Origin of the sequence: Streptomyces spiralis (genome assembly GCF_014654675.1) — a bacterium.
GTDB lineage: Bacteria > Actinomycetota > Actinomycetes > Streptomycetales > Streptomycetaceae > Streptomyces > Streptomyces spiralis.
In genome coordinates this window covers 1-1367 of the sequence record NZ_BNBC01000134.1, presented here as the reverse complement: position 1 = coordinate 1367, position 1367 = coordinate 1, and the positions used below count along the sequence as shown (strand labels likewise).

1 protein-coding gene is annotated in these 1367 nt (G+C 65.3%); it reads left to right on the top strand.

The genetic code is table 11. From position 1 onward, the window contains the following. Positions 1-913: 913 nt before the first annotated feature. The gene (locus tag IE318_RS44330) at positions 914-1231 is read left to right on the top strand and encodes a S1 domain-containing protein (protein WP_229904224.1); all 318 of its coding nucleotides are present in this window, start codon (positions 914-916) and stop codon (positions 1229-1231) included. The last annotated feature ends 136 nt before the right edge of the window (positions 1232-1367 follow it).

Below are 1367 nucleotides of genomic sequence, written 5' to 3'. Positions count from 1 at the left end.
GTTCCACAGCCGCTTGAAGGAGCTACGGGCCCAAGCGCGAGTACGGGCACGGGAGTTGCCGATCAGCTCGTAGGCCGTCGGATGGGTCGGCCGACGGGTCGTTGTCTGGGCCGTCCCTGGGCCATCCGAGGCCGCTCGACAGTGGCCAATGACGACCAGCGACGACCACCAGGCGCACGGGCCCACCATCTCTGATCAGAGAAAACCCAGCTCCCCAAGATCCCCGGCAAGACCCAGGGCAAGAAGACAGAACCTTCGTGCTTCACAGGTGGTTCTCATTCAGCGGCGTACGTCACATGACTCCCCGGAGGTGTCAAGGCGGTGTCGGACGGCAGAGTCATCGTCGCCGCCAAGGCCTACGGTGCGGTTCATCAATACGGGCCATTCCTGGGGTCCGGGGGCGAGATGCTCTCTTCCAACTACCCCAGGCCCACCACGAGAACAAGGCACTGACGACTAGGCCACGGATGATGTTTGGGGCGTCGTGTCCATTTACGGTGCTAAGCAAGCCGCCGATGGCACAGACGACGAAGAACAGGGCAAGGAAGGACCAGATCACGATCTTCATGGTGGGGAACGGTAACCGGCCCATGCCAGCCCTTGGGACGCAGGGGAGCAACATCCCGCACGTCGTCGGTGCCTCCGACGGTGTCGCGCCAACCGAGGCGCTGTTGGCGATGTCCCAGGTTCGGACCACATCGAAAGCACCCGTAGCGAGCCGAGTACAGGCCGCGCCACAGGACGTCTCCGAGTCGTACACGCCGACGACACTGACGGCAGTGGTGACGGCAACGACGGCGGACGGCAGAAGCCGTCGGCGGTCACTCGCGGCAGCGGCGCCAGCCAAGCAGCGCGCACCGCAGGGCCGTGCCCGCATCTTCGAGCACCGGTCCCAGGGCATCATGATCTACCGATGGATGAGTACGCCTGGCCCTCGGGCCCTGAGGTGCCGGCCGCGGACTTGGTGCGGGAGAGCTGGGCGGCAACCGTCGCGGCCCTGCCCGTAGGAACCCGGATCACCGGGGAGGTCATCGGTCGCCAGCGCTTTGGGGTCTTCATACGAATAGACGGCGTGCCGTACGCCATAGCACTGGCGGAGATCACGGCCATGCCGCGCGAGATGGACCTCCCGGCCCTCGGTGCCTTCGTCAGTGGGGAGGTCCTCTGGCACGCCGCCCACAACCACCAGGTCAAGGTCCGGCTCGATGAGTGGCTGACAGCCGACGAGTGATCTCGGCCGGGCCGTCTCTGGGCCGTCCGAGGCCGCTCAGTGGCGACCGGTGACGACTACTACTGACCTTTGCTGCGTGGTGTCGTTGGGGGCTGACGATGTGTGATCGTCGCGGTATGCCTGTTGTGTGAGGTAT

Coding starts and splice junctions, on each gene's coding strand:
- IE318_RS44330 (WP_229904224.1), top strand. CDS start 914: ATGGATGAGTACGCCTGGCCCTCGGGCCCTGAGGTGCCGGCCGCGGAC.